Source organism: Micromonospora sp. WMMD1076 (genome assembly GCF_029581475.1).
GTDB classification, from domain to species: Bacteria; Actinomycetota; Actinomycetes; order Mycobacteriales; family Micromonosporaceae; genus Micromonospora; species Micromonospora aurantiaca.
In genome coordinates this window covers 2910394-2934351 of record NZ_CP120862.1, presented here as the reverse complement: position 1 = coordinate 2934351, position 23958 = coordinate 2910394, and the positions used below count along the sequence as shown (strand labels likewise).

The 23958-nt window shown below is 73.4% G+C and carries 23 protein-coding genes; 13 read left to right on the top strand and 10 right to left on the bottom strand.

Annotated elements, in window-relative coordinates:
• Window positions 1–93 precede the first annotated feature (93 nt).
• Together O7622_RS14150 and O7622_RS14145 are read left to right on the top strand one after the other, a co-directional pair.
• Window positions 94–1434 (top strand): MFS transporter, encoded by a 1341-nt coding sequence (locus tag O7622_RS14150; RefSeq protein ID WP_282313778.1) that lies wholly within the window; start codon window positions 94–96, stop codon window positions 1432–1434.
• Window positions 1435–1446: 12 nt separating this feature from the next.
• Entirely contained in the window at window positions 1447–1980 is a 534-nt protein-coding gene (locus tag O7622_RS14145) for a GNAT family N-acetyltransferase (protein ID WP_282313777.1), read from the top strand.
• 27 nt (window positions 1981–2007) lie between these two features.
• Here O7622_RS14145 and O7622_RS14140 read toward each other — a convergent pair whose 3' ends face one another.
• The 3 genes from O7622_RS14140 to O7622_RS14130 are packed head-to-tail and all read right to left on the bottom strand — an operon-like array spanning window position 2008 to window position 4703.
• Window positions 2008–2982, bottom strand: a complete 975-nt coding sequence (locus O7622_RS14140; RefSeq protein WP_282313776.1) for a TIGR03885 family FMN-dependent LLM class oxidoreductase — start codon at window positions 2980–2982, stop codon at window positions 2008–2010.
• Window positions 2983–3014: 32 nt separating this feature from the next.
• Window positions 3015–4427 carry an NADP-dependent succinic semialdehyde dehydrogenase gene (locus O7622_RS14135; RefSeq protein ID WP_282313775.1) on the bottom strand — a complete coding sequence of 471 codons (1413 nt, stop codon included), beginning with the start codon at window positions 4425–4427 and terminating at the stop codon, window positions 3015–3017.
• 12 nt (window positions 4428–4439) lie between these two features.
• On the bottom strand, window positions 4440–4703 hold the full coding sequence (locus O7622_RS14130; RefSeq protein WP_282313774.1) for a DUF6343 family protein: 264 nt from the start codon (window positions 4701–4703) through the stop codon (window positions 4440–4442).
• Window positions 4704–4866: 163 nt separating this feature from the next.
• Between O7622_RS14130 and O7622_RS14125 the strand changes: the two genes are divergently transcribed.
• Together O7622_RS14125 and O7622_RS14120 are read left to right on the top strand one after the other, a co-directional pair.
• Window positions 4867–5460 carry an antibiotic biosynthesis monooxygenase gene (locus tag O7622_RS14125; protein ID WP_282313773.1) on the top strand — a complete coding sequence of 198 codons (594 nt, stop codon included), beginning with the start codon at window positions 4867–4869 and terminating at the stop codon, window positions 5458–5460.
• A gap of 99 nt (window positions 5461–5559) precedes the next feature.
• Window positions 5560–6417, top strand: coding sequence for a GDSL-type esterase/lipase family protein (locus tag O7622_RS14120; RefSeq protein WP_282313772.1), 858 nt, complete (start codon window positions 5560–5562; stop codon window positions 6415–6417).
• Here the strand turns inward: O7622_RS14120 and O7622_RS14115 are convergent.
• From O7622_RS14115 to O7622_RS14105, 3 genes are all read right to left on the bottom strand, one after another.
• Window positions 6394–7137 carry an EcsC family protein gene (locus O7622_RS14115; protein WP_282313771.1) on the bottom strand — a complete coding sequence of 248 codons (744 nt, stop codon included), beginning with the start codon at window positions 7135–7137 and terminating at the stop codon, window positions 6394–6396. The two genes, O7622_RS14120 and O7622_RS14115, sit on opposite strands and share 24 nt — an antisense overlap.
• A 41-nt stretch (window positions 7138–7178) precedes the next feature.
• Complete coding sequence (locus O7622_RS14110) at window positions 7179–7325, bottom strand: hypothetical protein (protein ID WP_013285352.1); 147 nt, start codon at window positions 7323–7325, stop codon at window positions 7179–7181.
• Window positions 7326–7419: 94 nt separating this feature from the next.
• Window positions 7420–8271 carry a peptidase M23 gene (locus O7622_RS14105; protein ID WP_282313770.1) on the bottom strand — a complete coding sequence of 284 codons (852 nt, stop codon included), beginning with the start codon at window positions 8269–8271 and terminating at the stop codon, window positions 7420–7422.
• Between the two features lie 393 nt (window positions 8272–8664).
• Here O7622_RS14105 and O7622_RS14100 point away from each other — a divergent pair, with 393 nt between their 5' ends.
• The 3 genes from O7622_RS14100 to O7622_RS14090 are packed head-to-tail and all read left to right on the top strand — an operon-like array spanning window position 8665 to window position 10760.
• Window positions 8665–9585 carry a PAC2 family protein gene (locus O7622_RS14100; protein WP_282313769.1) on the top strand — a complete coding sequence of 307 codons (921 nt, stop codon included), beginning with the start codon at window positions 8665–8667 and terminating at the stop codon, window positions 9583–9585.
• 37 nt (window positions 9586–9622) lie between these two features.
• Window positions 9623–10420 (top strand): exodeoxyribonuclease III, encoded by a 798-nt coding sequence (locus O7622_RS14095; RefSeq protein WP_282313768.1) that lies wholly within the window; start codon window positions 9623–9625, stop codon window positions 10418–10420.
• 25 nt (window positions 10421–10445) lie between these two features.
• Window positions 10446–10760, top strand: a complete 315-nt coding sequence (locus O7622_RS14090) for an antibiotic biosynthesis monooxygenase (protein WP_282313767.1) — start codon at window positions 10446–10448, stop codon at window positions 10758–10760.
• Between the two features lie 35 nt (window positions 10761–10795).
• Here the strand turns inward: O7622_RS14090 and O7622_RS14085 are convergent, their stop codons facing one another.
• Together O7622_RS14085 and O7622_RS14080 are read right to left on the bottom strand one after the other, a co-directional pair.
• The gene (locus tag O7622_RS14085) at window positions 10796–11500 is read right to left on the bottom strand and encodes a class F sortase (RefSeq protein ID WP_282314138.1); all 705 of its coding nucleotides are present in this window, start codon (window positions 11498–11500) and stop codon (window positions 10796–10798) included.
• Window positions 11501–11676: 176 nt separating this feature from the next.
• The gene (locus O7622_RS14080; protein ID WP_282313766.1) at window positions 11677–12255 is read right to left on the bottom strand and encodes a hypothetical protein; all 579 of its coding nucleotides are present in this window, start codon (window positions 12253–12255) and stop codon (window positions 11677–11679) included.
• 139 nt (window positions 12256–12394) lie between these two features.
• On the opposite strand from O7622_RS14080, the gene trmB reads away from it, so the two are divergent.
• The 5 genes from trmB (at window position 12395) to O7622_RS14055 (ending at window position 18274) form a co-directional block, all read left to right on the top strand.
• Window positions 12395–13021 carry a tRNA (guanosine(46)-N7)-methyltransferase TrmB gene (trmB, locus tag O7622_RS14075; protein ID WP_282314137.1) on the top strand — a complete coding sequence of 209 codons (627 nt, stop codon included), beginning with the start codon at window positions 12395–12397 and terminating at the stop codon, window positions 13019–13021.
• Window positions 13022–13068: 47 nt separating this feature from the next.
• Window positions 13069–15573, top strand: a complete 2505-nt coding sequence (locus tag O7622_RS14070; protein ID WP_282313765.1) for a DEAD/DEAH box helicase — start codon at window positions 13069–13071, stop codon at window positions 15571–15573.
• Window positions 15574–15692: 119 nt separating this feature from the next.
• Entirely contained in the window at window positions 15693–16340 is a 648-nt protein-coding gene (locus O7622_RS14065; RefSeq protein ID WP_282313764.1) for a hypothetical protein, read from the top strand.
• A 167-nt stretch (window positions 16341–16507) separates the two neighbouring features.
• Window positions 16508–17758 (top strand): Nramp family divalent metal transporter, encoded by a 1251-nt coding sequence (locus O7622_RS14060; protein WP_282313763.1) that lies wholly within the window; start codon window positions 16508–16510, stop codon window positions 17756–17758.
• Window positions 17759–17914: 156 nt separating this feature from the next.
• Window positions 17915–18274: a YciI family protein gene (locus O7622_RS14055; protein WP_282313762.1), complete on the top strand. Its 360-nt coding sequence runs from the start codon at window positions 17915–17917 to the stop codon at window positions 18272–18274.
• Window positions 18275–18302: 28 nt separating this feature from the next.
• Here the strand turns inward: O7622_RS14055 and O7622_RS14050 are convergent, their stop codons facing one another.
• Window positions 18303–18776, bottom strand: coding sequence for a cytidine deaminase (locus O7622_RS14050; RefSeq protein ID WP_013285334.1), 474 nt, complete (start codon window positions 18774–18776; stop codon window positions 18303–18305).
• A 137-nt stretch (window positions 18777–18913) separates the two neighbouring features.
• Here O7622_RS14050 and hrpA point away from each other — a divergent pair, with 137 nt between their 5' ends.
• Window positions 18914–22909 (top strand): ATP-dependent RNA helicase HrpA, encoded by a 3996-nt coding sequence (gene hrpA, locus O7622_RS14045; RefSeq protein WP_282313761.1) that lies wholly within the window; start codon window positions 18914–18916, stop codon window positions 22907–22909.
• Window positions 22910–23027: 118 nt separating this feature from the next.
• Here hrpA and O7622_RS14040 read toward each other — a convergent pair whose 3' ends face one another.
• The gene (locus tag O7622_RS14040; protein WP_282313760.1) at window positions 23028–23957 is read right to left on the bottom strand and encodes a LysR family transcriptional regulator; all 930 of its coding nucleotides are present in this window, start codon (window positions 23955–23957) and stop codon (window positions 23028–23030) included.
• Window position 23958 lies beyond the last annotated feature (1 nt).

The window sequence follows — 23958 nt, the reverse complement described above, 5'->3', positions numbered from 1 at the left end:
CCCTCGGGTGTGACAGGCGTCGCCGGTTCCGGGACGCCGCGACAGTCGGCCCGGGCCTAGCGTCGACCGCATGGCCCCCGACGGACCCCGCTGATGGGACGCGTCTCGCCGCTCCCGCCGCCCGGCCCTCTGCGCACCCTCGCATACGCCACGCTGGTCAACACCGTCGGCGCGGGGCTGTGGCTGGCGGGCGGGGCGCTCTACCTGACCCGGGACGTGGGCCTCTCCGCCACCTCGGTGGGCGCCGGGCTCACAGTCGCCGGGCTGGTCGGGCTGAGCGCGAGCGTGCCGCTGGGCGCGCTGGCCGACAGGTGGGATCCGCGTACGCTCCGGGCCGTCCTCCAGGTGGGTCAGGCGGTCGCCGCGCTGGCGTACCTGCTGGTCGGTTCGTTCCCGGCGTTCCTGGCGGTGGCGGTGCCGGAGGCGCTGCTCGCGGCCGGCAACCTGGCGGTACGGGCGGCGCTCGTCGCGGCGGTGGGCGGCCCGGACGGCCGGGTGCACGCCTTCGCGACGCTGAGGGCGGTGGCGAACCTGGGCATCACCCTCGGTACCGCGCTGGCCGGGATCGCGCTCGCCGTGGACACGCACCGGGCCTACCAGGTGCTCGTCGTGGGCAACGCGGCCAGCTACCTGCTCTCGGCGGCGCTGCTGCTGCGCCTGCCCCCGCAACCCGTCGCCGCCGCGCGGGAGGCCGGCGCGGCGCACGGGTCAGCCGGCCCGCGAGGGCCGGCCGACGCGGGCCGGGCCGCTGCGTCGGGGGCAACGGACGGACCGCTGACGACCACCGGCACGCGACGGGGGCCACTGCGGGACGGGCGGTTCCTCGCGGTCAGCGGCGTCTCGGCGGTGCTCAGCACGCACGTGACGGTGCTCGTGCTCGTCGTGCCGCTGTGGACTGTGGACCGGGCCGGCGCGCCGCCACCTGTGGTGTCGGCGGTGCTGCTGGCCAACACGGTACTCACCGTGCTGCTCGCGGTCCGGCTGAGCCGGGGTGCCGACCGGGCCGCGCCGGCCGCCCGGAAGCTGCGCCGGGCCGGGCTGGTGCTCGCCGCGGCGACACCGTCGTACGCGGCGACGGCCGCCCTGCCGGTGCTTCCGGCGATCGTCCTGCTGCTCGTCGCCACCGCGGTGTGGACGGTGGGCGACCTGTGGCACAGCGCGGCCGGCGCAGGGCCTCGCCTACGACCTGGCCCCGTCCGGCGCGATCGGCGCCTACCAGGGCGCGGACGGCCTGCTCGCCGGGCTGGCCCAGGCGCTCGGCCGGGGCCTGCTCACGCTGCTGGTGCTCGGCGGCGGTCCGGTCGGCTGGCTGGTGCTCGGCGGGATCTTCGCCGCCGCCGGGCTGGCCGCCCCGGCGCTGGCCGGCCGTGCGATCGCGAACCGGCGGGTGCCGGAGACCCGGCCCGCCGGTGTGCCGGGGTGAGCCGCGTGTAGCAGCATGGCGGGATGACCGACCGGCAGAGCACCACGATCCGTCCGGGTGGGCCCGGCGACGCGCCCACGCTGCTGCGGCTGCTCGACAGCGCCACCGCCTGGCTGGCCGAACTGGGGCGTACCGACCAGTGGGGCATCGAGCCGGCGTCGATCGACCCGCGCCGCATCGCCCAGGCCGAGGCGTGGGCCACCGGGGACGGCCTGTACCTCGCCGAGATCGACGCGACTGTGGCGGGCGCGCTGGTGGTGGGCGCGGCGACCGGGTACGTGCCGCCCGCCACCGAGCCGGAGCTGTACGTCAACCTCCTGGTCACCGACCGGGCGTACGCGGGGCGCGGGGTCGGGGCGCGGTTGCTGGCGTACGCGGCGGAGCTGGCCCGTGAACGCGGCGTCGGCCTGCTGCGGGTGGACTGCTTCCGCAGCCCGGACCGGGCGCTCGTGCGGTTCTACGAGCGCTGCGGGTTCACCGCCACCGAACCGTTCACCGTGGAGCGGCCGGGCCGGGAGCCGTGGCCTGGGCAGGTGCTGGAGCGCCGGGTCGGCTGAGTCGGCCGATCTCCTCAGGAGGCAGGATCAGGCGGCGGAGCGCAGCTTCGGCAGCACCTCGGCGCCGAACGCGTCGACGAACGCGCGCTGCTCCTGCCCGACGTGGTGCAGGGCGATCTGGTCGAAGCCCAGCGCCACGTACTCCTCCAGCCAGCCGATGTGCCGGCCCAGGTCGGCGGAGACGTGCACGGTCTCGGCGACCTTGGACATCGGCACGTCCGCGCTCGCCACGTCGAAGTGCTCGGGGGTCTCCAGATCCCAGCAGACCGGCGGCGCGAACACGTTGCTGCGCCACTGCTCGTACGCGATCGCCTCGGCCCGCTCCTGCTCGGGCGCCCAGCTCACGTGCACCTGGAGGTGCAGCGGGCCGCGCCCACCCGCGTCCCGGTAGGCGTCGATCATCCGCCGCAGGTGCTCGACCGGCGCGTTGACTGTGATCAGCCCGTCGGCCCACTCGGCGCACCAGCGCGCGGTGGCGACACTGACGGCGGCGCCGACCAGCGCGGGCGGTTCCTCCGGCCGGGTCCACAGCTTCGCCCGGTCCACCGTGACGAGGCCGTCGTGGCTGACCTCCTCGCCGGCCAGCAGCGCCCGGATCACGTCGACGCACTCGCGCAGCCGGGCGCCGCGGATGTCCTTGCGCGGCCAGACCTCGCCGGTGATGTGCTCGTTCGCCGCCTCGCCGGTGCCCAGCGCGGCCCAGAACCGGCCCGGGTACATGGCGCCGAGCGTGCCGATGGCCTGCGCGATGATCGCCGGGTGGTAGCGCTGGCCGGGCGCGTTCACCACGCCGAAGGACAGGTTCGTGGCCTGGAGCGCGGCGCCGAGCCAGGACCAGGCGAACCCGGACTGGCCCTGCCGCTCGCTCCACGGCGAGAAGTGGTCGGAGCACATGGCCGCGTCGAAGCCGGCGCGCTCGGCGTGGATCACCGCCTCCAGCAGCCGGGCGGGGTGGACCTGCTCGTGGGATGCGTGGAAGCCGAACGCCGTCATGGTCGCCACTCCTACCCGTGACGGCGTCCGGCCAATCGCGTCTACTCGGAGTGCGCCCCGGCGCCCGCGCCGGCCTCGCCCGCACCGATCCACACGGTCTTGGTGTTGCAGAACTCGCGCATGCCGGCGGCGGACAGCTCGCGGCCGTACCCGGAGTTCTTCACACCGCCGAACGGCAGCTCCGGATAGGACGTGGTCATGCCGTTGATGAACACGTTGCCGGCGTCCAGGTCGACGGCGAAGCGCTCCTGCTCGGCCGGGTCGTTCGTCCAGGCGTTGGAGCCGAGGCCGAAGCTGGTGCCGTTGGCGACCTCGATCGCCTCCTCGTACGAGCCGACCCGGTAGAGCCCGGCGACCGGCCCGAACACCTCCTCGGACCACATCCGCATCTCCGGGCGCAGGTCGGCGACCACCGTCGGCGGGTAGTACCAGCCGTCCCCGGCCGGCTTCTCGCCGCCGCAGAGCACAGTCGCGCCCTGGTCCACCGCGTCGGCGACCTGGGCGTGCACCTCGTCGCGGCCGCGCTCGCTGGCCAGCGGGCCGACGTCGGTGCCGTCGTCCATCGGGTCGCCGACGCGCAGCGCCGCCATCCGGGCGGCGAACCTCTCGGCGAACGCGTCGAACACGTCGGTGTGCACGATGAACCGCTTCGCGGCGATGCAGGACTGCCCGTTGTTCTGGCAGCGGGCGGTGGTGGCGACCTCGGCGGCGGTGTCCAGGTCGGCCGAGGGCATCACCACGAACGGGTCGCTGCCGCCCAGCTCCAGCACCGTCTTCTTGATCTCCCGGCCGGCGATCTGGGCGATGGACCGGCCGGCCGGCTCGCTGCCGGTGAGCGTGGCGGCGCGGACCCGGGGGTCGCTGAGGATCCGGTCGACCGCGTCGGAGCCGACCAGCAGCGTGGTGAACGCGCCCTCGGGGAAACCGGCCCGGCGGAACAGGTCCTCCAGGTAGAGCGCGGTCTGCGGCACGTTGGAGGCGTGCTTGAGCAGGCCGGTGTTGCCCGCCATCAGGGCCGGGGCGGCGAACCGCATCACCTGCCACAGCGGGAAGTTCCACGGCATCACCGCCAGCACCGGGCCGATCGGCTGGTAACGCACGTACGCCCGCTTCGCCTTGACCGTGGCGGCGTCGGCCGGCTCGTCCGCGAGCATCCGCGGCGCGTTGCCGGCGTAGAAGCGGCAGGCGGCCGCGCACTTGGTGACCTCCGCCTTCGCGGCGGCGTACGTCTTGCCCATCTCGGTGGTCATCAGCCGGGCCGTCTCGTCGCGCTCGGCGTCGAGCAGGTCGGCGGCGGCGAGGAGCCACCGGGCCCGCTGCGCGATCGTGGTGTCGCGCAACTGCCGGAAGGCGAGGTCGGCCCGCTCGATCGCGGCGTCGATCTGCTCGTCCGACATCGCCTCGTACGTCTTGAGCACCTGTCCGGTGGCGGGATTGGTGGTGGCGATGGGCATGTCGTACTCCTGTCACTCGAACAGCGAGTGCCGCACGCCCGGCTCCTCCCGGCGGCGCGCGGCGCGGCGGCGCTGGATCACGACCAGGTCGACCACCGCCACCGCGGCGAGCAGCGCGCAGACGACACCCAGCCAGGCGATGCCCGCGGCGAACGCGAGCACCGCGAGGACGGTCATCACGACCAGACCGAACGTGGCGAGCGCGAGCCGCAGGTTCAGGGCGCTGTTCGCGTGGCCGACCGTGCCACGGGCGCGGCGGGGCTGTGATCGGGTCATTCCTGGGGCCTACCCCGGCACGGGCCGGAATAACCGGCCGGTGCGGGAACAGCGGTGATCCGGGACACCCGCCGGGCAGGCGCCGGATGCAGCCGGCGGGCGGATGCGTTACTTCGGTCTGCCGGTTCCGGCGGAGATCCCGCGGAACGGTGGAGAGGATGGCATGACCACGACTCAGGCCGTACCCGTGACCGTCGCCGTGTCCCGGCGCGCCGACCCGGCGCGTACCGACGAGGTGGTGGCGTGGATGCGGGCCGGGACGGCGCTCGCGGAGAGCTTCCCCGGCTTCCTCGGCGCCGGTTTCGTCCGCAGCGCCCCCGCTTCCGGCGAGTGGCACGTGATGTACCGCTTCGCCGACGCGGACACGCTGCGCGACTGGGAGGACTCGCCGCAGCGGCGCTGGTGGCTCAGCTCGGCGCAGGGCATCGTCGAGCACACCCGGGTCGAGCGGCGCACCGGCATCGAGGGCTGGTTCGACCCGCCGGTGGACCACGTGGTCGAGACGTTCGGCGAGCCGGAACCGGCCGCGCCGCCACGCTGGAAGCAGGCGGTCACGATCTGGCTGGCGTTCTTCCCGCTCAGCCTGGCCGCCACGCTGCTGACCACCCGGTTCCTCGCCGGCGTGCCGCTGGCCGGCCGGACGCTGCTGATGACGCTCGTGCTCACCCCGCTGATGACGTATCTGGTGCTGCCCCGGATCACCCGGGCGCTGCACCGGTGGCTGCACGGACGGCCGGCGCCGGCACGGCAGATGTGAACGACGGTGGCCGATGCCCGATAGCCGACAGAACCGCCACCGGGGCGCCGCCGGGGCATAGGGTCGACGCGCTCGTTGCCGCCGCCGGACGGGGGACCGATGCCTCGACGCTGGATCGCCGCGCTGGCCTGCCTGGCAGCGCTCGTCGCGCTGGCCTGTGACGGCTCCGGCGAGGCGTCGCCACGGCCGTCCGGCACACCCGCCCCCGGCGAACCCCGGGTGCTGGTCGCGCTCGGCGACTCGGTCAGCACCGGCTACGGCTCCTGCCTGGTGCTGGTGAGCTGCGAACGCAACTCCTGGTCGACCGGGGACGGCCTGCGGGTGGAGAGCCTCTACCGGCGGCTGCGCGCCGACGCGCCGGGGCTGCGGGCGTACAACCGGGCCGTGCCCGGGGCCCGCGCGACCGCGCTGACCGGACAGGCCCGGTCGGCGGTACGCGACAAGGCCGACCTGGTCACCGTGCTGATCGGCGCGAACGACGTCTGCCGGGGCGACGTCGACGACATGACTCCGGTGGCGACCTTCCGGGACCAGGTCGACGCGGCGCTGGGCGTGCTGCGCGAGGGACGGCCGAAGGCCCGGGTGCTGGTGGTCAGCATCCCGGACCTGTACCGGCTCTGGCAGATCGGGCACGCCGAGCCCCGCGCCGTGCGGGCCTGGTCGCGGGGCGTCTGCCCGTCCCTGCTCGCCGACGCCACGTCCACAGCGCCCGCCGCTGCCGCCCGCCGGGCCCGCGTCAGGGATCGGATCGAGGCGTACGACGGGCAACTGCGCGCCGCCTGCCGGGCGTACGGGTCACGCTGCCGGTGGGACGGCGGCGCGGTGCACCGCCACCGCTTCGACCTGGACCAGGTCAACGCGCTCGACTGGTTCCACCCGAACGCGACCGGGCAGGGCCGGCTGGCCGAGGTGGCCTGGAACGCCTCCGGCTGGTCAGGGCTGACGCGGGCCGGGTAGCTGCCGAGGACCGGCGACGCGGTAGAGGGCGCGCGTACGGTCGGCCAGTTCCTTGGTGGCCGACGAGTTGGCCCAGGTGCCGAGCACGATCGCGGCGCCCGGCACGACCTTGGCGAACATCCGCTTGGCGGCACGCACCCCGGCCATCCGGGCCAGCCGGACCCCGAGCTGGAGCATCACCCGGCCCAGCGCCCGGTCACCGGCGGAGCCGAACAGCGCACCGGCCCGTTCCCGGCCGGCGGCCACGCCCAGCGCGAGGCGGGCCGTCTCGGCGGCCTTGTGCACCCGCTGGAGCACCAGCAGGTCGGTGGCCCGGTCGGGGTGCGCCGGGTCGGCGCCGTAGGCGGCCGCGACGTGCAGCACCAGCCGGGCCTGGGTCCAGGCCAGCACGCCCACGTCGATCACCGCGCCGGGCAGCCCGGCCGCGCCGGACACCGCACCGGAGAGCCGGGCGTGGTTGACGAACTTGCGGACCGCCTGGTCGGCCAAGTGCTCCGGCGGCGCGTCCGGCCGTAGCGCCCGCTCGCGGGCGGCCCACTGTGCGGCCTCCGGGCCGAGCCGGCGTACCGCCTCCAGGGCCAGGTGCTCCGGCGCGTACTGCGGGTCGTCCCGCATCCGGTCCCACAGCTTGGCCGGTGGCGCCTCGGGCGCCTCCACCGGCGGGACGGGGGCGGCGGGGACGGCGTTGGGCTCCCCGTCGACGGGGGCGGGGTCGGTCACGAAGGGCTCCGGAGGCTCGTGCGGCGCGGGGGTGACGCGGGTCAGCGCCGGCGCGACTGCAGCCGGTTCGCGATCTGCCGCAGCCGGGCCTGGTTCTCCGGCTTCGACATCTCACGCCGGCCGCGGTCGACCAACTGCTGGCCCCGCGGCGACCGCAGGAAGGCGGTGATCCGTTGCATCAGCGACATGAGCGTCCTCCCGTCCCGCGGTCCCCTTCATGTGTACCTGGGACCGGCAAGTCCCTGATACCCGAATCGGCCCTTCGGCAACCACCCGTCCGGGTCAGCCCAGGATCTCGGCCACCACTTCGCCGGCCCGCCACTCGTGCTGGGCGTACGCGTCCGGGAACGCCGAGATCTGCACCGCCTGGGCGGCCACCGAGAGCGGCAGGTCCTGCCAGCCGGGGATCTCCGCCAGCGCGGACAGGAACGCCTTAGTGGCGTACTCGGGGTCCATGAGCTGCTCGACCGTGCCCCAGCCGCTGCTCGGGCGCTGCTGGAACAGCCCGACCGAGTCGTGGTCCCAGCCGATGGCCTGGTGCGGGTAGTTCTGCGACTCGGGCAGCACGCCGCTGGCGTAGTTGAGCAGGGTGCTCTCCTGCATGGCCGTCGCCACCGCGATGACGAGGGCGCGGCGCGGCATGCCCATCTCCTTGCCGGCCTGCACGATCTTCTTGGCGTTGTTCATCTGGGTGCGGTCCAGGCCGGCGACCGGGACGATCTGCCGCACCGTCTTCTTCGGCGTGGCCTTGGCCTTGGGGGTCGCCTTCGGGCTCACCGTCGCGGACGGGCCGGCGCTGGGGGTGGCGGGGGCGGCGCTCGGCCGGGCCATGGCCCGGGAGGCCGGGTCGACCGCGGCGCGCTCGGCGACCTCCGCCGGGGGCGCCGGGTCGGCGGCGCGGTCCGGGGCACCGAAGCCGGTCTGGCTGACGCCGACCAGGCCCAGGCAGCAGGCCGCGCCGGTGGCGACCGCCAGCTTCGTCCGGCCGGGCCGGGGGTTCGTGGGTGCCCAGAAGCGGGTACGCCGGACCAGTCCCCGGAGTGTTGTCAACCGATTGGCGGAGGTGGTATCGTCCGAACGGTCAGCCGGGCGGCCGGAGCCGTTCGGGTCGTCGAGGTTGCCGTCGTTACGCATCCGACGAGGCTAGGCAGGGCAAACCGGGATCACCCAGGCCCATAGGGTGGCCTTCGCCACACTTTGGCCGTTCCGAAGCGGACGGCCCACCCCAGTGCGAACCGGCGGACCACGGACCTCGGGAACCGGACCAATCACCCGGGCGGCGGCGCGCGCAGCGGCCCGGGCAGGAACGCCGCAGACCTCCCGGTCCCACCCGATGATCGACTAACTCGTCCGTTCGGACGATCCGGATATGGGTCGCCGGACCGGGGCGTAGCCGAATCGTGATCATCATCCGGGCATCGGACGTGGCCGTAACGGAATGGACCACCCGCCCCGGTACGTTGGCCGAACCGGGGACGCCGCACGCTCGGCGCTCCCCCGTACGCGTCGACAGGGAGGACCCCACCGGTGCTCGATCCACACGAGCTCTACGAACTCACCGACGAGCTGCCCGAGCTCGGCCAGCCGGTGCTGATCCAGGCGCTCACCGGCTTCGTCGACGCCGGCAACGCCACCCGGCTGGCCCGGGAACAGCTGCTCACCTCGCTCGACGCCCGGGTCGTCGCCCGCTTCGACGTGGACCAGGTCTTCGACTACCGCTCCCGCCGCCCGGTGATGACGTTCGTCGAGGACCACTGGGAGTCCTACGACGCCCCGGCGCTGGAGCTGCACCTGCTGCGCGACGACGACGAGACCCCGTTCCTGCTGCTCACCGGCCCCGAGCCGGACCTGCAGTGGGAGCGTTTCGTGGCCGCCGTCACCGGGCTCAGCGCCCGCCTCGACGTCCGGCTCACAGTCGGGCTCAACTCGATCCCGATGGCGGTGCCGCACACCCGGCCCAGCGGCGTCACCGCGCACGCCACCCGCAAGGAACTGATCGCCGGGCACGAGCCGTGGTTGCAGAAGGTGCAGGTGCCGGCCGGTGTCGGTCACCTGCTGGAGTACCGCCTCGGCGAGCGGGGGCGCGACGCCCTCGGCTTCGCCGCGCACGTGCCGCACTACGTGGCCCAGGCCGAGTACCCGGCCGCCGCCGAGGCGCTGCTGTCCGCCGTGTCCCGCAGCACCGGCCTGCTGCTGCCGGTCGAGGCGCTGCGGACTTCCGCCGAGGCGGTCCGGGTGGAGATCGACCGCCAGGTCACCCAGACCGAGGAGGCGGCGACGCTGGTCCAGGCGCTGGAGGAGCAGTACGACGCGTTCGCCCGCGGCCGGGGCGAGAAGAGCCTGCTCGCCGGCGAGACCGGGCCGCTGCCCACCGCCGACGAACTCGGCGCCGAGCTGGAACGCTTCCTCGCCGAGCAGACCCGTCCCGGCGACACCCCGGAGCGCTGACCGGGCGGGGCGGGCGGCGATGCGGCAGGCTGGTGGCATGCGCCTGGCGACCTGGAACGTCAACTCGGTGAAGGCCCGCCTGCCCCGGCTGCTCGACTGGCTGGCCACCACGAAACCCGACGTCGTGTGCCTGCAGGAGACCAAGTGCCCCGACGGGGCGTTCCCGGTCGCCGAGGTGGGCGAGCTGGGCTACGAGGTGGCCGGCCACAGCGACGGGCGGTGGAACGGCGTCGCCGTGCTGTCCCGGGTCGGGCTGGCCGACGTGACCGCCGGCTTCCCCGGCGAGCCCGGGTTCCCCGAGCCCGAGGCCCGCGCCATCTCGGCCACCTGCGACGGGCTGCGGGTCTGGTCGGTGTACGTGCCGAACGGCCGCGCGCCGGACGACCCGCACTACGCGTACAAGCTGGCCTGGCTCGCGGCGCTGCGCGACGCCCTCGAACCGGAGGTGGCCGGCGCGCTGCCGGTGGCCGTCTGCGGTGACTTCAACGTGGCGCCCACCGACGCCGACGTCTGGGATCCCGCGCTGTTCGTCACCTCCACCCACGTCACCCCGGCCGAGCGGGCCGCCCTGGCCGCGTTGCGTGACCTGGGACTGGAGGACGTGGTGCCGACGCCGATGAAGGGGCCGCACCCGTTCACGTACTGGGACTACCGGGCCGGGATGTTCCACCAGAACAAGGGCATGCGGATCGACCTGGTGTACGCGAGCGCGTCGTTCGCCCGCGCGGTCCGCTCCGCCTACGTGGACCGGGAGGCCCGCAAGGGCAAGGGCCCCTCCGACCACGCCCCGATCGTGGTCGACGCGGACCTGGCACCGGCCGTCGAGACGTTCTGAGGGCGGCGCTCGTTAGGGTGGGCACATGGCTGTCGTGAAGATCAACGCGATCGACGTCCCGTCCGGTGCCGGCGAGGAGCTGGAGAAGCGGTTCGCGGCCCGGGCCGGCGCGGTGGAGAACTCCCCCGGCTTCCTCGGCTTCGAGCTGCTGCGCCCGGTCGCCGGGGACACCCGCTACTTCGTGTACACGCGTTGGGAGAGCGAGGAGGCGTACCAGGCGTGGGCGCAGGGCCCGTCCCGGGCCGCGCACGCCGGGGGCGGCGAACCCCGCAAGCCCGTCGCCACCGGCGCCACCCTGCTGGAGTTCGAGGTGGTCCAGCAGGTCCCCGCCACCTCCTGACCCCCTCCCCGCCGGAGTGGGGCGGCGGGCAACGGTCAGCTCGCCAGGGACGCGAAGACGATCACGTTGTCCTGGTAGCCGGTACGGCCGCCGACCCAGTCGCCGCCGCAGGTGATCAGGCGCAGCTCGGCCGGGCCCGAGTCGCCGTAGACCCGGGCGGCGGGCAGGTTCGCCTTGTCGAAGTACTCGACGCTGTCCACCTTGAAGCTCACCACGCTGCGGTCGGCGCGCGTCACCTGGATCCGGGAGCCGGGCTTGAGCGAGCGCAGCCGGTAGAAGACGGCCGGTCCGCTCTTGGTGTCGACGTGGCCCACGATGATCGCCCGGCCCGGGTCGCCGGGCACCGCTCCCCTGTCGTACCAGCCGGTCTGGTCGTGCTCGGTCAGCGGCGGTACGTCCACCGAGCCGTCCTTCGCCTGCCCGACCGGGGTGACCGGTGCGTTGACCTTGATGGCGGGCACCGCCAGGCGTACCGGCCGGCTCGCCGGCTTCCGAACCGGGGCGGCTGCGCTCGCCGGGACCGCAGCACCCGACCCGCCCGACCGGCTCGACCCGGCCGACGCGTCGGCGAAGTCGAACGGCCCGGCCGTGCGGCCGAGCCCGGCCCCGGTGGCGAACACGCCGACCAGCACCAGCACCACCGCGAGCGGCTTCGACCAGGAGCCCCGGCCCCGGTCCCGCCCGCCCGGCGACGCCGGTGGCGGCTCGACCGGCGGCGGCCCGGCGGGCCGGGGGCGCAGGGCCGGCGGATCGGCCGACGGCGGATACCACTGTCGCGACGCGGCGGGCGGGCCGCCCCGGGACGGGCGGGCGGCGTCGGCCGGTGGTGCGGCGGGCGGGGGCAGTGCCAGGAACGGCCGGCCGGAGCGCCGTGCTCCGGCCGGCGGCGGGACGAAGTGCTCGGCCACGGCCGGCCTCAGCCTCTGGCGGCGCCGCGGGCGTGCCGGCGGGACGCGGCCACGCCGAGCCCGGCGCCGACCACTGTCACCGCCAGCCCGACGGGCACCAGCAGGCCACCGAGCCCGGGGCCGGCGGTGCCGCCGAAGCCGGTCGCCGGACCGCGGCTGGGCAGATGACTCGGCTGGGGCGGCTGCCGGGTGGGCTGCCCCTGTTTCACCACCTGGAGCATGGTGGAGGCGGTCTCCCCGCCGGGACACTCCAGCTTCACCCGGTAGTTGCCGGGCCGGGTCCGCTCGTGGACCATCGGCGAGGCGGTGAGCAGGCCGCGCTGCGGCTGCACCTGGATCTTGCCGAACGCGTCCGAGGTGACGATCGCCGGCACGGTGTTGTTTCGGCAGCTCGCCCGGATGCCGACGAGGTAGCCGGGCGAAACGGTGCCCGGGGTGACCTCCACGAAGATCACGTCGGCCGGGGGCTGTTCCGGCACCGGTTCGGCGGCGTGCGGCGCGGCCTGGGCGGGCAGCGCGCCGACCAGCGGGGCGCCGCACGCGGCGACCGCGACCAGCAGCGCCTCACGTACCCTGAACGACCCCATGACCCCTCCCGGCGTACGGGATGAATCCTCTCACCCCCGGCCGCACATCACATCCGATCCGGGCTAGGCTCGGGTCGCTGTGACCCTCCCCGACATCGCCGCCGGCCGCATCCGCACCTTCCATCCGCGTCGCGGACGGATGAGCGAGCGGCAGCGCGACGCGCTCACCCGGCTCTGGCCCGCGTACGGCCTCGAGATCGCCGCCCTCGACGGGCCGTGCGATCCGACGGCGCTGTTCGGACGACGGGCGCCGCTGGTGCTGGAGATCGGCTCCGGCATGGGCGACGCCACCGCGGCGATGGCGGCGGCCGACCGGGTCCGACACTATCTGGCGGTCGAGGTCCATACGCCGGGAATCGCCAACCTGCTCGACCTGGTGGAACGTCACGGTCTGGACAACGTGCGGGTGGCCGAGGGCGACGCGCTGGACCTGGTCCGGGCCATGCCGGAGGGCTGCCTGGACGCGGTGCACGTCTTCTTCCCCGACCCGTGGCCGAAGACGCGCCACCACAAGCGGCGGATCATCGCGCCGGCGCACGTGGCGCTGCTGCGGTCCCGGCTGGCGCCGGGCGGCACGTTGCACTGTGCGACGGACTGGGCCGAGTACGCCGAGTCGATGCGCGAGACGCTCACCGCCGACCCGGAGCTGGCCGACGTGTACGGCGGCTACGCGCCCCGTCCGGTGCACCGGCCGGTGACGAAGTTCGAGCGGCGCGCGCTGACCGCCGGCCGGGAGGTCTTCGACCTGATCCACCGGCGGCGCTGAACCCGGTTGGCGCGGCGTGGTGTGATCCAGGCACGATGGGAGCCGCCATGACTCTCACCGCCGCGCTGCCGAAGACCGCCGATCCCGACACCCTCTACGACGCGTTCGCCTCCTGGGCGTCCGAGCGCGGCCTGGACCTCTATCCCCATCAGGAGGAGGCGGTCATCGAGATCGTCTCCGGCGCGAACGTGATCATGAATACGCCGACCGGCTCGGGCAAGAGCCTGGTGGCGATCGCGGCGCACTTCGCGGCGCTGGCCGACGACCGGACGACCTTCTACACCGCGCCGATCAAGGCGCTGGTCTCGGAGAAGTTCTTCGCGCTCTGCGAGGTCTTCGGCGCGGAGAACGTCGGCATGCTCACCGGCGACGCGAGCGTCAACGCGGACGCGCCGATCGTCTGCTGCACCGCGGAGATCCTGGCCAACCTGGCGCTGCGCGAGGGCCGCCGCGCCGACGTCGGCCAGGTGATCATGGACGAGTTCCACTTCTACGCCGAGCCGGACCGGGGCTGGGCCTGGCAGGTGCCGCTGATCGAGCTGCCGCAGGCCCAGTTCGTGCTGATGTCGGCCACGCTCGGCGACACCACCCGCTTCGTCGACGACCTGACCCGGCGCACCGGTCGGCCGACCGCCGTCGTCCGCTCGGCCGAGCGGCCGGTCCCGCTCCTCTTCTCGTACGCGACCACGCCGCTGCACGAGACCCTGGAGGAGCTGCTGGAGACCAAGCAGGCCCCGGTGTACGTCGTGCACTTCACCCAGGCCGCCGCGCTGGAACGCGCCCAGGCGCTGATGAGCGTGAACGTCTGCACCCGCGCCGAGAAGGACATGATCGCCCAGGCGATCGGCAACTTCCGGTTCACCTCCGGCTTCGGCAAGACGCTGTCCCGGCTGGTCCGCCACGGCATCGGCGTGCACCACGCGGGCATGCTCCCGAAGTACCGCCGCCTGGTCGAGACGCTCGCCCAGGCCGGCCTGCTCAAGGTCATCTGCGGTACGGACACGCTCGGCGTCGGCATCAACGTCCCCATCCGTACCGTGCTGTTCACCGGCCTGAGCAAGTACGACGGCACCCGCACCCGGCTGCTCAAGGCCCGCGAGTTCCACCAGATCGCCGGCCGGGCCGGGCGGGCCGGGTTCGACACGCTGGGCCGGGTCGTGGTGCAGGCCCCCGAGCACGTGATCGAGAACGAGAAGGCGCTCGCGAAGGCCGGTGACGACCCGAAAAAGCGTCGCAAGGTGGTCAAGAAGAAGCCGCCGGAGGGCTCGATCGGCTGGGGCGAGCCGACGTTCCAGCGTCTGGTCGAGGCCGAGCCGGAGCCGCTCACCTCCAGCTTCCAGGTCAGCCACTCGATGCTGCTCAACGTGATCGGCCGCCCCGGCGACGCGTTCGCCTCGATGCGGCACCTGCTCACCGACAACCACGAGGACCCGGCCGCCCAGCGCCGGCACATCCGCCGGGCCATCGCCGTCTACCGCGCGCTGCGCGCCGGCGGCGTGGTCGAGGAACTGCCCGAGCCGGACGAGACCGGCCGCCGGGTGCGCCTCACCGTCGACCTCCAGCTCGACTTCGCGCTGAACCAGCCGCTGTCACCGCTGGCGCTGGCCACCGTCGAGCTGCTCGACCGGGAGTCGCCGTCGTACGCGCTCGACGTGCTGAGCGTGATCGAGTCGATCCTGGACGACCCCCGCCAGGTGCTGTCCGCGCAGCAGTTCAAGGCCCGCGGCGAGGCGGTCGCCGCGATGAAGGCGGAAGGCATCGAGTACGAGGCACGCCTCGAACTGCTCGACGAGGTGACCTGGCCCAAGCCGCTCGCGGAGCTGCTGGACTCCGCGTACGAGATGTACCGGCAGGGACACCCCTGGGTGGCCGACCACCGGCTCTCCCCCAAGTCCGTGGTCCGGGACATGTACGAGCGGGCCATGACGTTCCCCGAGTACGTCCAGTTCTACGGGCTGTCCCGGTCCGAGGGGCTGGTGCTGCGCTACCTCGCCGACGCGTACAAGACGCTGCGGCAGACCGTCCCCGAGGACGCGAAGACCGAGGAGCTGGTCGACCTCATCGAGTGGCTGGGCGAGCTGGTCCGTCAGGTCGACTCCAGCCTGATCGACGAGTGGGAACGGCTGCGCAACCCGTCGGACGTGGCCGAGGTGGCCGCCTCGCTGGACGACCGGCCGCCGGCGGTGACCCGCAACGCGCGGGCGTTCCGGGTGCTGGTGCGCAACGCGATGTTCCGCCGCGTCGAGCTGGCCGCGCTGCGCCGCTGGGACCTGCTCGGCGAGCTGGACGCGGGCGACGGCTGGAACGCCGACGCCTGGGCCGACGCGCTGGAGCCGTACTTCGAGACGTACGACTCCATCGGGGTGGGGCCGGACGCGCGCGGACCGGCGCTGCTGATGATCGAGCAGGGCCGCGAGCGGTGGACCGTACGGCAGATCCTGGACGACCCGGACGGCGACCACGACTGGGGCATCAGCGCCGAGATCGACCTCGCCGCCTCGGACGAGACAGGCGCGGCGGCGGTCCGGATCACCGACGTCGGCCAGCTCTAGGACTACGCGAAAAAGGGCCGCCCGGGATGTCCGGGCGGCCCTTTTCGTACCCTGGGCGATGTCAGACCCGTCGATTAGAATGTATGTACTAATCGAGCTGCTGACCTGGGAGGATGCTCGTGACTGCGCCCACCTCCGCGACCCCTGTCACCCCCTACGCCACCCTCCTCGGATTCACCCGGTACGTCGACCGCACCGGCCCCACGAAGGCCACCTTCGTCGGCGGTCTGCGCCGGCAGCGGGCCAGCCGGCACGGCTTCAACCCGCACGGCCAGTTCGTCAAGGCGCTCAAGGCCGACGTCGCCTTCCACACCGGCGGCACGCACCTCGCGCAGGTCGCCGACCTGGTCAAGCCGCGCTGGCGGCCGCTCTACGAGGCGCTCGTGCCGGGCGCGACCCGCTGGCTGCACTCGCTCGGCGAACCGGCCGGCGTCGACCTGGCCCAGACCCGCGACGCCCTGGCGATGCTCGGCGACCTGCCCGTGAAGATCAACCCGCAGTTCGGCGTCCGGTACGCCGACGGCCGGGCCGAGGCGATCCGGCTGCACTTCGACGACGCGCCGCCGAGCGAGGAGACGACGCTGGCCACACTGCACCTGATGGCCCGGCACATGGACGCGGTGCTGCCGCACGCCGAGCCGGTCCTGGTCGACGTCCGGCGCGGCGAGGCGCACCGGATGCCCGCCGACGTCAAGCCCGAGCAGATCGAGCAGTGGCTGGCCGGTGAGGCGGCCGCGTTCCGGGCCATCTGGTCCACCGCCGCCTGACCGATCGACCCGAACGGCCGCCCTCGCGAGGGCGGCCGTTCGTCGTGTCCGCTTTTCCCTTCCGACTCTAGATAAGTGGCATATGCGGGTAATCACCGGGAACAGCCGGGCATGGCCCTTGACTCCATGAACTCACCCGGCCGTCCGTCGTGCGTCGAGGCGCAACAGTGGTGACGCCTGTCGTACCCCCGCTGCGGACCGTCGGTTCCCCGCGCCCGGTACGCGGCCGTCTCATCCTGCTCGGGCCCGCGTTCGTGGCGGCTGTGGCCTACGTCGATCCGGGCAACTTCGCCACCAACTCCACAGCCGGCGCCCGGTACGGGTATCTCCTGGTCTGGGTGGTCGTGGCGGCGAACCTGGCCGCCATGCTGGTGCAGACGCTCACCGCCAAGCTCGGCCTGGCCACCGGGCGCAGCCTGCCCGAACTGTGCCGGGAACACCTGCCCCGGCCGCTCAACCGGGTCATGTGGGCGCAGGCCGAACTGGTCGCCATGGCCACCGACCTGGCCGAGGTGATCGGCGGGGCGGTCGCGCTGTACCTGCTGTTCGGCGTCCCGCTGCTGCCCGGCGGCCTGATCGTCGGCGCCGCCTCGTTCGCCGTCCTGGCGCTGCGCGCCAGGGGTTTCCGGACCTTCGAGATCGCCATCGCGGTGCTGCTCGGCGTGATCGTGCTGGCGTTCGCTGTCAACCTGGTCAGCGCGCAACCGGACGTGTCCGACGCCACGGCCGGGCTGCTGCCCCGGATGCAGGGCACCGACAGCATGCTGCTCGCCGCCGGCATCCTGGGCGCGACGGTGATGCCGCACGTCATCTACGTGCACTCGGCGCTGACCCCGAACCGCCTGCCCGCGGAGGGCGAGACGCAGCGGCGGGTGATCGCCAAGGGCCTGCGGGTCGACGTACTGATCGCGCTGGGCATCGCCGGCGCTGTCAACCTGGCCATGCTGCTGGTCGCCGCGAGCAGCTTCCACGGCACGTCGATCCCCGGCACCGACACTTTGGAAGGCGTCCACGCCGGGCTCGCCACCACGCTCGGCACGGCTGCGGCGGTCGGCTTCGCGGTCGCCCTGCTCCTGTCCGGCCTCGCCTCCACGAGCGTCGGCACGTACGCCGGCGAGATCATCATGCGGGGCTTCCTGCGCCGCCGGATCCCGCTGCTGGTACGCCGGATGATCACGCTGCTGCCCGCGCTCGCGGTGCTCGCGATCGGCGTCGACCCGACCCGGGCGCTGGTGCTGTCCCAGGTGGTGCTGAGCTTCGGCATCCCGTTCGCGCTGATCCCGGTGGTGATGTTCACGCGCCGCCGGGACCTGATGGGCAGCCTGGTCAACCGCCGGGCCACCACCGCCGCCGCGGTCGCCATCACGGCGTTCGTGGTGGCGCTCAACGGTTTCCTGCTCTGGCAGCTACTGGCCTGACTGCGTCACCCCACCCCACCGAACACGCGGTGATCTTGCACTTGCGGCCCGCCGATGGGAAATTTGTCCGCTTCGCCGGGGCAGCAACCGCAAGATCGCGGAGGTGGGGGGTGCGGGTTCGGGCACTGCGCGCCCGGCAGCACCTAGCCTGAGGACATGCGATTCGACAGGCACACGGTGGTCCTCCTGGTCCGCCCGGACGACGCGCCGGACCTGCCGCAGGACGCCCTCGACCGGATCCAGGACGCCCACCTGGCGCACCAGGCCGGGCTGGTGGAGCAGGGCGCGGTGCTCGCGGCCGGGCCGTTCCTGAACGGCGACGACGGGCGCGTCCGCGGTTTCGTGGTGCTGTCGGTCGATCCGCAGATGGCCCGTGAGCTGTACGCGAACGACCCGGCGGTCCGCGCGGGACGACTCGTCGCGCAGGTGAGCAGCTGGATGGTGCCGGAGGGCCAGGTCCGCTTCGAGCAGGTGCCGGTTCCCCGCTCGATGCTGGAGGCAGCGGCCGGCGACTGAGTGCCGCGGCTCGCCGCGCCCCGGGCCGTCAGTCCTCCGGGGCCTGCCGGCTGCCCGGCACCACAGGCGTCGGCCACACCCCGGCGCGGGCGGCGACCGGCACCTCGACCTGCTGGTCGGCCCAGACGTACGTCTCGGGCAGCAGGTCGGTGATCGGGATCGCGCGCAGCCCGTCGGGCGGGCCGACGATCACCTTGATCGACGGGAAGTAGTCGAGCAGCACCTGACGGCAGCGCCCGCACGGCGGGAGGACGCCCCGGCCCCGGTCCCCCACCGCGACGATCGCCTCCAGCTCGCCCGCGCCCTGGGTCGCGGCGGCACCGAGAGCCACCACCTCGGCGCACGGGCCGCCGGTGAAGTGGTAGACGTTCACGCCGCTGAACACCCGGCCGTCGGTGCTGCGTACGGCGGCGGCGACTGTGTGGTTGTCGCTGCGGCAGCGCAGCTTCGCGACGGCGGTGGCGGCCTGCACGAGCGCCCGGTCGGTGTCCCGCATGATCATCCCCGCCCCTCGTCGGCCTCGTCCGTCGGCCTCGTCGGCGACTTTATCCGGCGGGGACGGCCGGAACAGGGAGGGCACGCCCGGCGCCGGTAACCCGGGGGCGGTCCGCCGCGCGGCTGCCTATCCTTGGCGACGACATGCAGAATCCAGCCGTACCCGCCGCCCCTGAGACCGCCCGCGACCTGCACCGCCGCCTCGCCCCCCTGATGTTCCGCGACCAGCGCCGGATCCAGCGGCGGCTCGACGGCGTGCGCCGGCTGCGCGACCCGCAGCGGCGGGAGGCGGCGCTGGCCGAGATCGCCGCCGAGGTGACCCGGGCCGAGGCGCGGCTCCAGGCGCGCCGCGCGGCCGTCCCGGTGATCACCTACCCGCCGCAGTTGCCGGTGAGCGAGCGCAAGGACGACATCGCCGCCGCGATCCGCGACCACCAGGTGGTGATCGTGGCCGGTGAGACCGGCTCCGGGAAGACCACCCAGCTCCCCAAGATCTGCCTGGAGCTGGGGCGCGGCATCACCGGCCTGATCGGGCACACCCAGCCCCGCCGGCTGGCGGCCCGCACCGTCGCCGACCGGATCGCCGACGAACTCGGCACCGAGCTGGGCGACGTGGTCGGCTACAAGGTGCGCTTCACCGACCAGGTGGGCGACAACAGCCTGGTCAAGCTGATGACCGACGGCATCCTGCTGGCCGAGTTGCAGACCGACCGGATGCTGCGGCAGTACGACACGCTGATCATCGACGAGGCGCACGAGCGCAGCCTCAACATCGACTTCATCCTCGGCTATCTCAGGCAGCTCCTGCCCCGACGGCCCGACCTCAAGGTGGTCATCACCTCGGCGACCATCGAGACCGACCGGTTCGCGAGACACTTCGCCGACGCCGAGGGCAACCCGGCGCCGGTGGTCGAGGTGTCCGGGCGCACGTACCCGGTGGAGGTCCGCTACCGGCCGCTGGTCGAGGTCACCGAGGCCGAGGAGGAGGACGACGCCGACGAGGAGAACGTCCGGGACCAGATCCAGGCCATCGGCGACGCGGTCGAGGAGCTGGCCGCCGAGGGGCCGGGCGACATCCTGGTGTTCCTCAGCGGCGAGCGGGAGATCCGGGACACCGCCGACGCGCTGGGCAAGCTGGTGCAGTCCAAGCGGTCGCTGCTCGGCACCGAGATCCTGCCGCTGTACGCGCGGTTGTCCACCGCCGAGCAGCACCGGGTCTTCGCCGCGCACGCCAACCGCCGGGTGGTGCTGGCCACGAACGTCGCGGAGACCTCGCTGACGGTGCCCGGCATCAAGTACGTGGTGGACCCGGGCACCGCCCGGATCTCCCGCTACTCCAGCCGGCTGAAGGTGCAGCGGCTGCCGATCGAGCCGGTCTCGCAGGCCAGCGCCAACCAGCGCAAGGGCCGCTGCGGGCGTACCTCGGACGGCATCTGCATCCGCCTCTACGACGAGCCGGACTTCGCCTCCCGCCCCGAGTTCACCGACCCGGAGATCCTGCGGACCAACCTGGCCTCGGTCATCCTCCAGATGACATCGATCGGGCTCGGCGACGTGGCGGCGTTCCCGTTCATCGACCCGCCGGACCGGCGCAACGTCACCGACGGCGTGAACCTGCTGCACGAGCTGGGTGCGCTCGACCCGGCCGAGACCGACCCGGCGAAGCGGCTGACCGCGCTGGGCCGGCGGCTGGCCCAGCTCCCGGTCGACCCCCGGCTGGCCCGGATGGTCCTCGAAGGCGAGCGCAACGGCTGTGCCACCGAGGTCGTGGTGATCGCCGCCGCACTGTCCATCCAGGACCCGCGCGAACGCCCGGCCGACAAGCAGGCCCAGGCCGACCAGGCACACGCCCGGTTCGCCGACTCCGAGTCCGACTTCGTCGCGTACCTGAACCTGTGGCGCTACCTGCGGGAGAAGCAGCGGGAGCTGTCGTCCAGCGCGTTCCGCCGGATGTGCAAGGCCGAATACCTCAACTACCTCCGGGTACGCGAGTGGCAGGACATCGTCAGCCAGTTGCGCCAGGTGCTCCGTACCTCCGACAGGGGTGAGGGCCGGCGCGGCGCCGGCGCCGACCTGCCGGAGGAGATCGACACCCCGAAGGTGCACCAGTCGCTGCTGCCCGGCCTGCTGTCGCACCTCGGCCTCAAGGACGCGCAGAAGCACGAATACCTGGGCGCGCGAGGCGCGAAGTTCGCTGTCTTCCCCGGGTCGGCGCTGTTCCGGAAGCCGCCGCGCTGGGTAATGGCGGCCGAGCTGGTGGAGACCTCCCGGCTGTGGGGGCGGGTGGCCGGGCGGGTCGAGCCGGAGTGGGTCGAGCCGCTGGCGCAGCACCTGGTCAAGCGCAGCTACAGCGAGCCGCACTGGGAGAAGAAGCAGGCCGCGGTGATGGCCTACGAGAAGGTCACGCTGTACGGCATCCCGATCGTCACCTCCCGTAAGGTGAACTTCGGGCGGATCGACGCGGGTCTGAGCCGGGAGCTGTTCATCAGGCACGCCCTGGTCGAGGGCGACTGGCAGACCCACCACCAGTTCTGGCGGGACAACCAGAGGCTGCTGACCGAGATCGAGGAGCTGGAGAACCGGGCCCGGCGCCGCGACATCCTGGTCGACGACGAGACCATCTTCGCCTTCTACGACCAGCGGATCCCCGCCGACGTGGTCTCCGGCCGGCACTTCGACTCCTGGTGGAAGAAGACCCGCCGGGAGCGGCCCGACCTGCTCACGTTCACCCGCGAGCTGCTCGTCAACGACGGCCGGGGCGGAGTGGACGAGGAGGACTTCCCGGACGAGTGGCGGGCCGACGGGGTGACGCTGCCGCTGACGTACACGTTCGACCCGGCCGCGCCCACCGACGGCGTCACAGTGGACATCCCGCTGCCGCTGCTCAACCAGGTGCCGGCGGAGAGCTTCGACTGGCAGGTGCCGGGGCTGCGCGAGGAACTGGTCATCGCGCTGATCCGGTCGCTGCCCAAGCCGGTACGGCGCAACTTCGTCCCGGTGCCCGACTACGCACGCGCCGCGCTCGCCGCGATCACGCCGGGCGAGGAGCCCCTGCTGGCCGCGCTGACCCGGCAACTGCGCCGGATGACCGGGGTGACGGTTCCGGCGGACGCGTGGGACCTGGGCAGGCTGCCGCCGCACCTGCGGGTCACGTTCCGGGTGCTCGGCGACGACGACAAGCCGGTCGCCGAGGGCAAGGACCTGCCGGCGCTGCAACGCGAGCTGCGCCAGGAGGTACGCCAGGTCGTGGCCGCCGCCGCGCCCGACGTGGCCCGTACCGGGCTGACCGAGTGGTCGATCGGCGCGCTGCCGCGCACCATCGAGCAGGTACGCGCGGGCTTCGCGGTGACCGCGTACCCGGCGCTGGTGGACGAGGGCGCGACGGTCGGGGTGAAGGTGTTCGACTCCGCCGCCGAGCAGGAGGCCGCGCACTGGGCCGGCACCCGGCGGCTGCTGCGGCTGACGACGCCGTCACCGGCGAAGTTCCTCCAGGGGCGGCTGAGCAACGAGGCGAAGCTGGCGCTGTCCCGCAACCCGCACGGCAGCGTGCCGGAGCTGATCGAGGACGCGGCCGGGGCGGCGATCGACAAGCTGATCGGCGACGCGGGCGGCCCGGCCTGGGACGCCGAGGGCTTCGCCGCGCTGCGCGACAGGGTGCGCGCCGACCTGGTGGACACCGTGGTCGAGGTGATGGAGCGGGTACGCCGGGTGCTCGCTTCCGCGTACGCGGTGGAGCAGCGGCTCGGCGCCACCCGCAACCTGGCCGTGGTGGCCGCGCTGGCCGACATCCGCAGCCAGCTCACCGGCCTGGTGCACAAGGGCTTCGTCACCGAGACGGGGTACGCCCGCCTGCCCGACGTGCTGCGCTACCTGACCGCGATCGAGCGGCGGCTGGACCGGTTGCCCGGCAACCCGCAGCGGGACAAACAGCAGCAGGACAGGGTTGCCGTGGTGCAGAAGGAGTACCAGGACATGCTCGCCGCGCTGCCGCCGCCGCGGCGCGCTACCCCGGCGGCCCGCCAGATCCGCTGGATGATCGAGGAGCTGCGGGTGAACGTCTTCGCCCAGGCCCTCGGAACCCCGTACCCGGTCTCCGAGCAGCGAATCTACCGAGCCATGGACGACGCCGAGTCCCGCTGACCCGCTGCCACCCCGCCCCACCCCGCACCGTCGATCTTGCACTTGGTGCCCCACGCAGTGTCATTCGCACCTCTTGCCGGGGTCGAAAGTGCAAGATCGCGGGAGAAGGAGGGGACCGTCAGAGAGGCTCTACGCCTGGGGGGAGTTCGGCGGTGGCGGTGGCGTCGTGGACGTACTCCAGGAGGATGCGGCGCAGCTCGCGCCCGGCGTGGGTGGGCACCACGTCGCGGCGGCGGGCCACCGCGATGGTCCGGCGGACGCCGGGCGGGACGAGCCGGGTGACCCGGATGCCGGCGCGGCGGGCCACCACGATGCCCGGCACCAGCGCGACGCCGAGCCCGGCCTCGACGAAGCTGAGCACGGCGTCCATCTCCCCGCCGTCGACGGACAGGGTCGGCTCGAACCCGGCCGCCCGGCACGCCTGGAGCGTGGCGTCGCGCAGGTCGTAGCCCTCGCGGAACATGACGAGTGGCTGTTCGCGCAGGTCGGTGATGCGCAGCTCCCCGGCTTCCGAGGCGCCGGGCAGCGGGTCGACCGAGGCGACCACCAGGCTCTCGCGCAGGATCGGGTCGGCGCGCAGCCCCGGGTCGGTGCCGGCCGACGGCATGATGATCAGGGCGAGGTCGAGGTCGCCACGGAGCAGGTCGCGGACGAGGTCCTGCGAGCCGCCCTCCTCCACGCGCAGGTCAATCGTGGGGTGCGCGTCGCGGAACCGGCGCAGCACCGGCGGGGCGAGCGAGGTGGCGAGGCTGGGGGTGGCGCCGAGCCGGACCCGGCCCCGGCGCAGCCCCACCAGCTCCTGCACCTCGCGGGTGGCGGTGTCCACGTCGGCGAGGATCCGCTTGGCGAGTGGCAGCAGCACCTCACCGGCCGCTGTGACTGTGATGTTGCCCCTTACCCGTTCGAACAGCGGGGCCCCCAGGTCGGCCTCCAGGGCGTGAATTTGCTTACTCAACGAGGGCTGCGTTATGCCGACGAGATCGGCCGCCTGGGTGAAATGTCGCACTTCGGCGACCGCCACGAAGTACCGAAGCTGATGGAGCTGCATC

What these genes read in the sequence shown, in the direction of transcription:
- O7622_RS14080 (WP_282313766.1), bottom strand. Translation starts at nt 12,255, where the DNA reads ATGGGGTCGTTCAGGGTACGTGAGGCGCTGCTGGTCGCGGTCGCCGCG.
- O7622_RS14050 (WP_013285334.1), bottom strand. Translation starts at nt 18,776, where the DNA reads ATGATCATGCGGGACACCGACCGGGCGCTCGTGCAGGCCGCCACCGCC.
- O7622_RS14135 (WP_282313775.1), bottom strand. Translation starts at nt 4,427, where the DNA reads ATGCCCATCGCCACCACCAATCCCGCCACCGGACAGGTGCTCAAGACG.
- O7622_RS14070 (WP_282313765.1), top strand. Translation starts at nt 13,069, where the DNA reads ATGACTCTCACCGCCGCGCTGCCGAAGACCGCCGATCCCGACACCCTC.
- hrpA (WP_282313761.1), top strand. Translation starts at nt 18,914, where the DNA reads ATGCAGAATCCAGCCGTACCCGCCGCCCCTGAGACCGCCCGCGACCTG.
- O7622_RS14095 (WP_282313768.1), top strand. Translation starts at nt 9,623, where the DNA reads ATGCGCCTGGCGACCTGGAACGTCAACTCGGTGAAGGCCCGCCTGCCC.
- O7622_RS14110 (WP_013285352.1), bottom strand. Translation starts at nt 7,325, where the DNA reads ATGTCGCTGATGCAACGGATCACCGCCTTCCTGCGGTCGCCGCGGGGC.
- O7622_RS14040 (WP_282313760.1), bottom strand. Translation starts at nt 23,957, where the DNA reads ATGCAGCTCCATCAGCTTCGGTACTTCGTGGCGGTCGCCGAAGTGCGA.
- O7622_RS14130 (WP_282313774.1), bottom strand. Translation starts at nt 4,703, where the DNA reads ATGACCCGATCACAGCCCCGCCGCGCCCGTGGCACGGTCGGCCACGCG.
- O7622_RS14090 (WP_282313767.1), top strand. Translation starts at nt 10,446, where the DNA reads ATGGCTGTCGTGAAGATCAACGCGATCGACGTCCCGTCCGGTGCCGGC.
- O7622_RS14150 (WP_282313778.1), top strand. Translation starts at nt 94, where the DNA reads ATGGGACGCGTCTCGCCGCTCCCGCCGCCCGGCCCTCTGCGCACCCTC.
- O7622_RS14120 (WP_282313772.1), top strand. Translation starts at nt 5,560, where the DNA reads ATGCCTCGACGCTGGATCGCCGCGCTGGCCTGCCTGGCAGCGCTCGTC.
- O7622_RS14055 (WP_282313762.1), top strand. Translation starts at nt 17,915, where the DNA reads ATGCGATTCGACAGGCACACGGTGGTCCTCCTGGTCCGCCCGGACGAC.
- O7622_RS14145 (WP_282313777.1), top strand. Translation starts at nt 1,447, where the DNA reads ATGACCGACCGGCAGAGCACCACGATCCGTCCGGGTGGGCCCGGCGAC.
- O7622_RS14125 (WP_282313773.1), top strand. Translation starts at nt 4,867, where the DNA reads ATGACCACGACTCAGGCCGTACCCGTGACCGTCGCCGTGTCCCGGCGC.
- O7622_RS14105 (WP_282313770.1), bottom strand. Translation starts at nt 8,271, where the DNA reads ATGCGTAACGACGGCAACCTCGACGACCCGAACGGCTCCGGCCGCCCG.
- trmB (WP_282314137.1), top strand. Translation starts at nt 12,395, where the DNA reads ATGAGCGAGCGGCAGCGCGACGCGCTCACCCGGCTCTGGCCCGCGTAC.